The organism is Streptomyces sp. SID9727, from assembly GCF_010550605.1.
In the GTDB taxonomy this organism is placed as follows: Bacteria; Actinomycetota; Actinomycetes; order Streptomycetales; family Streptomycetaceae; genus Streptomyces.
Genome location: NZ_JAAGNI010000231.1, coordinates 1 through 7,731, shown reverse-complemented (window position 1 = coordinate 7,731; position 7,731 = coordinate 1). Strand labels below are relative to the sequence as shown.

Sequence of the window (7,731 nt, the reverse complement as noted above, 5' to 3'; positions counted from 1 at the left end):
GCCCGGGCCCGCGCTGCCCGGCTGGGCCGCGCTGCTCACCGGCTTCGGCGGGACCGCGGCGGCCGGTGCGGTGCTGTGGTGGACGGGCATGGTCCCGGCGGCCCTGCTCGCCCGGGTCGGGCTCGGTCCACGGCCGTACGAGGGGCTGCCCACCGGCGCCTGGGCCGCGCTCGTGTTCTTCGCGGCCGTCGTGCTCTTCGCGCTCGGCGGCCTGGGCCGGGGGCGGGTCGGGCACGCCTGGGTGCTCACGCTCTTCGGGCAGTACCGGGGCAGCGTGCGGCGCACCGGTCTGGTGTGGGTCAGCCCGCTGCTGCTGCGCCGGCGGATCGACGTGCGCCTGCGGCACTGGCGCAGCGAGCCGCTGCCCGCCGTGGACGCGAACGGCACGGCGCTGCGGGTCGTCGTCCAGGTGGTGTGGCGGGTCAAGGACACCGTGCGGGCGGCGCTGGGGATCGAGGACCACGAGGCGTACCTGCGCGAGCAGGTGGAGGCCGCGATGGCCCGGGTGCTGTCCCAGCTGCCCGCCGACGCCTTCCACGAGGACGCGCACACCCTGCGCGACGCGGAGGCGGTCGGCGACGCGCTGACCCGGATGCTGAAGGCGGACTGCGAGCCGGTCGGCGTCGAGGTGTACTCGGCCCAGCCGACCGGGATCGAGTACGCGCCGGAGGTGGCTGCGGCGATGCAGCGGCGCCGGATCGCGGCGATCGACGCGCAGCACCGGGACAGCGTGCTGACCTCGGTCGTGGACGCGGTGGACGACACCGTCAGCCGGCTCACGGAACGGGGCCTCGTGGAACTGGACGACTACGAACGGAAGGCGCTGGTCAAGGACTTGACGGTGGCGTTCTACACCGGGCGGACCGGGGGCGACGGCTCCTGAGGAGGCGTGGGGGGAGGTTCCGGGCAACCGGAATCCCACGCTCATTGGTCTGGACATGGTCAAGGCGCGGCAATAATCTAAGCCTTGGTCTAGACCGCAGAACGCGCGTACGCGGCAGTGCTCATGGAATCCCCTCCCCCCACGATCCGAGGAGCGACAACACATGCGTATGAAGGCAAGCGCGGCCCTGGTCGGTCTTGCGGTTGCGGGCGTCTCGATGTTCGCGACGAGCAGCGCCAGCAGCCACGGCTACACGGACAACCCGATCAGCCGTCAGAAGCTGTGCGCCAACGGCACGGTGACCGGCTGCGGCAACATCCAGTGGGAGCCGCAGAGCGTCGAGGGCCCGAAGGGCTTCCCGGCGGCCGGTCCGGCGGACGGAAAGATCTGTTCCGGGGGTCACGGCGAGTTCGCCCAGCTGGACGACCCGCGCGGCGGCAACTGGCCCGCCACCAAGGTGACGGCCGGTCAGGGCTTCAGCTTCCGCTGGCAGTTCACCGCCCGCCACGCCACGTCGGACTTCCGGTACTACATCACCAAGGACGGCTGGGACCCCACCAAGCCGCTCACCCGGGCCGACCTGGAGCCGCAGCCCTTCATGACGGTGCCGTACGGCGGCAAGCAGCCCCCGGCGACCCTCACCCAGCAGGGCACCATCCCCACCCAGAAGTCGGGGAAGCACCTCATCCTGAGCGTCTGGAACGTCGCGGACACGGCCAACGCGTTCTACGCGTGCTCGGACGTCCAGTTCTGACGTCCGGTTCCGGCGCCCACCGGTGACCGTGCGGCGTGAGTGACGTGCTGCCGGCGGGCAGCACGGCGAACCCCGGGGAGTCCACGGACACCCCGGGGTTTCGCTGTGCCGGTTCGGGCCGGGCCACGGTCAGACCTGGGCCGGGGCCGGGGCCGCGGCCGGCGTCTCGGCGGCGGTCTCCTCGGCGGCCGGGGCCGTCCGGGTCGCCCGGCGCAGCAGGGTCGCCGCGAGCACCGCGCCGGCCAGCAGGATCAGGGAGCCGGTCACCGAGGCGTACCGCATGCTGTGCACGAAGGCGTCCCGGCCGATCGCGATCAGCGAGTGGTCGCCGGTGGACAGCGCGCCCGGCAGGGTCTTGCGGGCGGCCTCGGGGGCGGAGGCGGGCATGTCCGCCCGGTAGACCGCGGTGGCGACGGCGCCCAGGAGGGCCATGCCGAGCGCCCCGCCGAACTCCTGCCCGGTCTCCAGGAGCGAGGCCGCCGAGCCGGCCTTCTCCGGCGGGCTGACGGCCATCGCCATGTCCGAGACGAGCGCCATCACCGCGACGATGCCGCTGCTCATCACGGCCGAGCCGATCAGCAGCAGGACCAGCGAGTCGGTCCCGGCCAGCGTGAAGAGGCCGAAGCCCGCCGCGCCGACGGTGAACCCGCCGCAGACCACGTACGCCCGCTGGACCCGCTGGGCGAGCGCGGTCGCCGCGGGGGCCGCCGCACCCACCGCCAGGGACGGGGCCAGGCTCCACAGCGCGGCCTCCATCGTGCTCATGCCGAGCACCGACTGAAGGTACTGGGTGGTGAAGAAGGCCGAGCCCATCATCGCGAAGGCGGCCAGCGCGTTGAGCCCGATCCCGGTGCCGAAGCCCCGTCCCCGGAACAGCTCCCGGCTGATCATCGCGTCGGAGCGGGTGCGCTGCCGGTGGACGAAGACCCAGCCGACGGCCAGCCCGGCGGCGATCACCGCGCCCCAGGCGATGTCGAACCCGTGGGCGGCGCTCTCCTTGATGCCGTAGACCACCGGCAGGACCGTGCCCATGGACAGCGGGACGCTCACGAAGTCGAAGCGGCCCGGGTCCGGGTCCTTGAACTCCGGGACCAGCAGCGGCACGAGCACCAGCAGCAGCACCATCGCGGGCACGTTGATCAGGAAGACCGAGCCCCACCAGAAGTGCTCCAGCATCACTCCGCTGAGCACCGAGCCGAGCGCGACCCCGCCGGCCATGGCGCCCGACCAGATGCCGATCGCCTTCGCCCGCTGCTGCTCGTTCCGGAACATGTTGCGCACGAGCCCGATCGTCGAGGGCATCAGCGTCGCCCCGCCGATCCCGAGGACCGCCCGGGCCGCGATCAGCATCTCCGGGCTGCTCGCGTAGGCGGCGCAGACCGACGCGGCGCCGAAGGCGAGCGCCCCGATCATCAGCAGCTTCCGGCGTCCGATGCGGTCGCCCAGGGAGCCCATCGTGATGAGGAGGCCGGCCAGGGCGAAGGCGTACACGTCGAAGATCCACAGCTGCTGGGTGGCGCTGGGGGCGAGGTCCCGGTCGATGGACGGGATCGCGAAGAAGAGGACGGAGACGTCCATCGAGACGAGGAGGAGAGGGAGGAGCAGGACCAGGAAGGCGGTCCACTCCCGACGTCCGGCGAGTGCGCCGGAGGCGGCGGTGGTGCTCGTGGGGTTCGTCATGCCAAGGAATATACGGCTGTGTAAAACAGCTGTCTAGTACGTCTGTGTAAAACGCTCGTACATAACCGCGGGCAGCACACAACGCACGAGGCGGTCTCCGTGGATACGGAAACCGCCTCGTGCGTTGTCTGTGCGCCGCCAGGGACTCGAACCCCGGACCCGCTGATTAAGAGTCAGCTGCTCTAACCAACTGAGCTAGCGGCGCCTGCTGACGTGAAAATAATACCTGGTCCGGAGGGGTGCTGGTGACCGCCCGCCCCGCAGCCCCGACGGCCGCTCCTAGAGGGCCAGCGACAGCAGCATCGGGGCCGCGCGCCGGTTCAGCGTCTCCGCCGCCGCCCGCAGCCGGTGCGCGTCCTTCACCGGCATCGACAGCGCCAGGCAGCCCGCGGACGACCCGGCCGTCAGCGGCACCGCCGCGCACACCGTGCCGACCGCGTACTCCTGGAGGTCGAGCACCGGGACCGTGGCCGGCTGGCTGTCCAGCTTGGAGAGGAGGACCTTCTCGCTGGTGATCGTCCGCGAGGTCAGCCGGGGCGTCTTGTGCCGGGCGATGTGGTCGCGCCGGCCGTTCCGGTCGAGCTGGGTCAGCAGGCACTTGCCGATCGCCGAGGCGTGCGCCGCCGACCTGAAGTCCACCCACTCGTTGACCGCCGGGGTGAGCGGGCTGTCGGCGTACTGCGTGACGCGGATCTCGCCGTCGATGTACCGGCTGATGTAGACCGCCGCGCCCACCGAGTCGCGGAGCTGGGCCAGGGTCTGCTGGAGCCTGGACTCCAGGGCCTGGCGGCGGGCGGCGCCCGAGCCGAGGAGCAGCAGCGAGGCGCCGATGACGTACGCCCCGTCGGTGACCTGCTCCACGTAGCCCTCGCGGCGCAGCGTCAGCAGCAGGGAGGTGAGGTGGCCGGCGGGCAGCCCCGTCTCCCGGGAGAGCTGGGTCTCCGTGACCCCGCTGCCGTGCTTGGAGACCGTTTCGAGCACGCGGAGTGCGTACTGCACGGAGTGGAACGGCGCGGTCGGTTCGGGCTTCAGCACCACGGATTCCCCCTGCCAGTCGGGACCGGAGGCCGGTTGGTGGGCCGTCGACCTCGCCACCACGATAGCCGCCGACGGCCTGTTCAGGGCGGTGTGCGGCGGACTCGTGGGTGCGCCCCGGGGCTGTCAGCAGGGGCGCACCCGTGTGGCATATGCCGCCGTCATGCACGGGCGACGGATGCCGAGGTCACAGCACTGCGTTGAGGAATTCGCGCGTGCGTTCGTGCGAGGGATCGGAGAAGATTTTCTCCGGCGGACCGGCCTCCACGACCCGTCCGGCGTCGAACATCAGCACCTTCTCCGAGACGTCCCGGGCGAAGCTCATCTCGTGGGTCACGCAGACCATCGTGATGTCGGTGTTCCTGGCGATGTCCGTCAGCAGCTCCAGCACGCCCGCCACCAGCTCGGGGTCGAGCGCGGAGGTCACCTCGTCCAGGAGCAGGATCTCCGGCTCCATCGCCAGCGCACGGGCGATCGCGACCCGCTGCTGCTGCCCGCCGGACAGCTGCGAGGGGTGCGCGTCGACCTTGCCGGAGAGCCCGACGAGGTCCAGCAGCTCCCGGGCCCGGGCCTCCGCCTTGTCCCGGTCCATGCCGAGCACGTTGACGGGCGCCTCGGTGATGTTCTGGAGCACCCTCATGTTGGGGAAGAGGTTGAACTGCTGGAAGACCATGCCGATCTTCCGGCGGGCCGCGCGCAGGTGCTTCTCGGACGCCGCCTTCAGCGAGCCGTCCGGCGTCCGCAGGTGCGTCAGCGGCTCGCCGTTGATCCAGATCACGCCGTCGCTGACCCGCTCCAGCGTCATCAGCAGCCGCAGGATCGTCGTCTTGCCCGAGCCGCTGGGCCCGATCAGGGTGACGTGCTCGCCGCGCTCGACGGTGAAGTCCAGCTCGTCCAGGACCGTGTGGTCCCCGTAGCGCTTGACGACCTTGTCGAAGCGGACGAGGGGGTGCCCCTCGTCCTTGGACACGGCGACGGGCACGACGTCCTCGGGGGCCGCGGCCGCGTTCTTCTGCAGGGGGAGGGGTTCAGTGGCCAAGGCGCTTCTCCAGCTTCCTCATCAGGAGTGACGTGGGGTAGCTCGCGACCAGGAAGATCAGGCCGGCGAGCGTGAACACCTCGGTGAACACGAAGTGCGTGGTGCCGTAGTCGCGTGCCTCGAAGACCATCTCGTGCACGGTGATCACGGCGAGGAAGGGGGTCTCCTTGAACATCGAGATCGCGTAGTTGCCCAGCGCGGGCACCACGTTGCGCACGGCCTGCGGCAGGATCACCGCCTGCCAGGTCCGCCGGGGCGTCATCGACAGCGCCCGGCACGCCTCCCACTGGCCCTTCGGCACGGCGTCGATACCGGCGCGGTACACCTCGGAGGTGTACGTGGCGTAGTGGATCCCCAGCACCACGATGCCGACGGTGAGCGGCTCCACGGAGGTGAACAGCGCCGCCGCGCCCACGAGTTGCACGATGAGCGGGGTGGAGCGGATGAACTCCATCACCGCCTTCACCGGAACGGTCACCAGCCGGCTCGGGGCGCGGCCGGCGACCGCGATGGCCAGCCCGAGGACCGCGGCGACCAGGGTGCCGAACACCGTGGCCAGCAAGGTCGTCCAGAACCCGTCCAGCAGCAGGGGGAACGCGTCGCCGACGGCACCCCAGTCGAAGTCGTGGTTCACCTGGCACCTCCGGCCTGGGCGGCGGACACGGCGCTACGGCTCTTCAGCAGGCTCCTGCCGCCCGCGGCGAGACCGAGCCGCCGCTTGGCGGACCGCTCCAGCAGGTTCATGAGCAGGGTCAGCGCGTAGGCCAGGACGAAGTAGCAGACCAGCAGCGTCGCGTACGCGGTGAGTGTCTCGCCGGTACGGGTGCGCAGCTTCTCGATGGCGGTCATCAGGTCCGCCGCCGAGATCAGCCACAGCAGCGGAGTCGCCTTCAGCAGCTGGATCAGCAGGTTGGTGAACGACGGGATCATCTGCACCCACGCCTGCGGCAGGATCACCTTGCGCATGCGGTGCAGCGGCGACATGTTCAGCGCGAGCGCCGCCTCGTACTGCCCGCGCGGTACGGAGTTGACCGCGCCGCGCACCACTTCCGCGCCGTACGCCCCGTAGTTGAGGCCGAACGCGAGCACCCCGCAGACGACCGGCGTCAGTTCGTACCCGGTCAGCTGCGGCATCGCGTAGTACAGCCAGAACAGCTGGACGTACAGCGAGGTGCCGCGGAAGAACTCCACCACCACGCGGGAGACCCCGCGCGACAGCATGAGCCGGCTGAGCGACATCAGACCCAGGACGAACGACAGGAGCAGCGCCGCCAGGGCGCCGAACACCGTGGCCTCCAGGGTCACCCACAGGCCGGACCGCAGCTGCGGCAGATCGTCGGCGAAGGCCGAGAAGAAATCATTCATGCGGTGGGTTCCGTCCCCGTCAGCCCTTGCAGAGATCGGCCGTCTTCAAGGTGGCCGGCGGCAGTTCGGTCGCGCCGAAGCCGTAGTCGCGCAGCAGCTCCACATAGCGGGACTTGTCGGCGACGATCTTCTTCAGCTCGCGGTTGAACGCGTCACGCAGCTCCTCGTTGCCCTTGCGGAACACCGCGCCGCCGGGGCTGTACTGCTTCTCGCCCTCCAGCTCGGGCAGGAACGCCTCGGTGACCTCGGTGCCCTCGTTCGTCTTGGCGAGCCAGCGCAGCGAGATCCCGGTCAGCAGGAACGCGTCGACCCGGCCGCCCTTGACCGCGTCCGCGCCGTCCTGCGGCTTCTGGAGCGTCTTGATCCTGCCCTCGGGGATGCCGGCGCCCTTGGCGTACGAGCCCTCCACCGCGCCGGCCATCACGCCGATGGTGATCCCGGCCTCCTTCGCGGAGGCGAGGTCGGTGACCTTCTTCGGGTTGCCCTTCTTCACCATCATCGCGGTCGGCGAGATGAACTCCGGGTCCGAGAACAGGGCGTTGGCGCACCGCTCCGGGGTGATCGCCATGCCGGCGCTGACCACGTCGTACTTGCCGGCCTGGAGGCCGGGGATGAGGCTGTCCCACTCGGAGAGGGTGGGCTTCAGCTCGTCGACGCCGAGCGCCTTGAAGATCTCACGGTGCAACGTGGGCGCCTCGCCCTTGAGTTCCTTTCCCTCCATGTAGCCGTACGGCGCCTCGTCGGCATAGGCGACCCGTACGAAACCCTGCTTGCGGAGCTTCTCCAGGGCGCCCTCACCGTCGGCGGAGCCCTCACCGGTCTTGCTGCAGGCGGCGAGGAGGCCGGGGACGACGAGCAGACCGCCCACCGCTGCCGATCGGTTGAGGAATCCCCGGCGGGACAGGTTCGGGAAGTCAGCCATGGTCGCAATCTCCTGAAGCAGTCGAACGGTCCGGACAGGCTCGGGCCTGCCCG

Annotated in this window: 8 protein-coding genes and 1 tRNA gene; 2 read left to right on the top strand and 7 right to left on the bottom strand. The window is 70.5% G+C overall.

The window, feature by feature from the left end; genetic code table 11:
• Positions 1-883, top strand: an 883-nt coding sequence (locus G3I41_RS14745) for an SPFH domain-containing protein (RefSeq protein ID WP_275408413.1), incomplete at its 5' end; no start/stop codon positions are given.
• A gap of 163 nt (positions 884-1,046) precedes the next feature.
• Positions 1,047-1,637 (top strand): lytic polysaccharide monooxygenase auxiliary activity family 9 protein, encoded by a 591-nt coding sequence (locus G3I41_RS14740; protein ID WP_164400660.1) that lies wholly within the window; start codon positions 1,047-1,049, stop codon positions 1,635-1,637.
• 129 nt (positions 1,638-1,766) lie between these two features.
• On the opposite strand, the gene G3I41_RS14735 is transcribed toward G3I41_RS14740, so the two are convergent.
• The 7 genes from G3I41_RS14735 to ehuB all read right to left on the bottom strand — a co-directional run bounded on the left by G3I41_RS14735 (position 1,767) and on the right by ehuB (position 7,678).
• Positions 1,767-3,317 (bottom strand): MFS transporter, encoded by a 1,551-nt coding sequence (locus G3I41_RS14735; protein ID WP_164400659.1) that lies wholly within the window; start codon positions 3,315-3,317, stop codon positions 1,767-1,769.
• A gap of 131 nt (positions 3,318-3,448) precedes the next feature.
• A tRNA-Lys gene (locus G3I41_RS14730) sits at positions 3,449-3,522 on the bottom strand.
• A 74-nt stretch (positions 3,523-3,596) separates the two neighbouring features.
• Positions 3,597-4,355, bottom strand: a complete 759-nt coding sequence (locus G3I41_RS14725; RefSeq protein ID WP_164400658.1) for an IclR family transcriptional regulator C-terminal domain-containing protein — start codon at positions 4,353-4,355, stop codon at positions 3,597-3,599.
• 184 nt (positions 4,356-4,539) lie between these two features.
• Positions 4,540-5,391 (bottom strand): ectoine/hydroxyectoine ABC transporter ATP-binding protein EhuA, encoded by an 852-nt coding sequence (ehuA, locus tag G3I41_RS14720; RefSeq protein WP_164400657.1) that lies wholly within the window; start codon positions 5,389-5,391, stop codon positions 4,540-4,542.
• Positions 5,381-6,025, bottom strand: a complete 645-nt coding sequence (gene ehuD, locus G3I41_RS14715; RefSeq protein ID WP_164400656.1) for an ectoine/hydroxyectoine ABC transporter permease subunit EhuD — start codon at positions 6,023-6,025, stop codon at positions 5,381-5,383. Before ehuD ends, ehuA begins: the two co-directional genes overlap by 11 nt.
• Positions 6,022-6,756: an ectoine/hydroxyectoine ABC transporter permease subunit EhuC gene (gene ehuC, locus G3I41_RS14710; protein WP_164400655.1), complete on the bottom strand. Its 735-nt coding sequence runs from the start codon at positions 6,754-6,756 to the stop codon at positions 6,022-6,024. The genes ehuD and ehuC overlap by 4 nt, the downstream gene beginning before the upstream one ends.
• 19 nt (positions 6,757-6,775) lie before the next feature.
• Positions 6,776-7,678 (bottom strand): ectoine/hydroxyectoine ABC transporter substrate-binding protein EhuB, encoded by a 903-nt coding sequence (gene ehuB, locus G3I41_RS14705; protein WP_164400654.1) that lies wholly within the window; start codon positions 7,676-7,678, stop codon positions 6,776-6,778.
• Between the last annotated feature and the right edge of the window lie 53 nt (positions 7,679-7,731).

Excerpts from the sequence above, each read along its gene's own strand:
- ehuC (WP_164400655.1), bottom strand. The coding sequence starts at position 6,756 with ATGAATGATTTCTTCTCGGCCTTCGCCGACGATCTGCCGCAGCTGCGG.
- ehuB (WP_164400654.1), bottom strand. The coding sequence starts at position 7,678 with ATGGCTGACTTCCCGAACCTGTCCCGCCGGGGATTCCTCAACCGATCG.
- G3I41_RS14740 (WP_164400660.1), top strand. The coding sequence starts at position 1,047 with ATGCGTATGAAGGCAAGCGCGGCCCTGGTCGGTCTTGCGGTTGCGGGC.
- G3I41_RS14735 (WP_164400659.1), bottom strand. The coding sequence starts at position 3,317 with ATGACGAACCCCACGAGCACCACCGCCGCCTCCGGCGCACTCGCCGGA.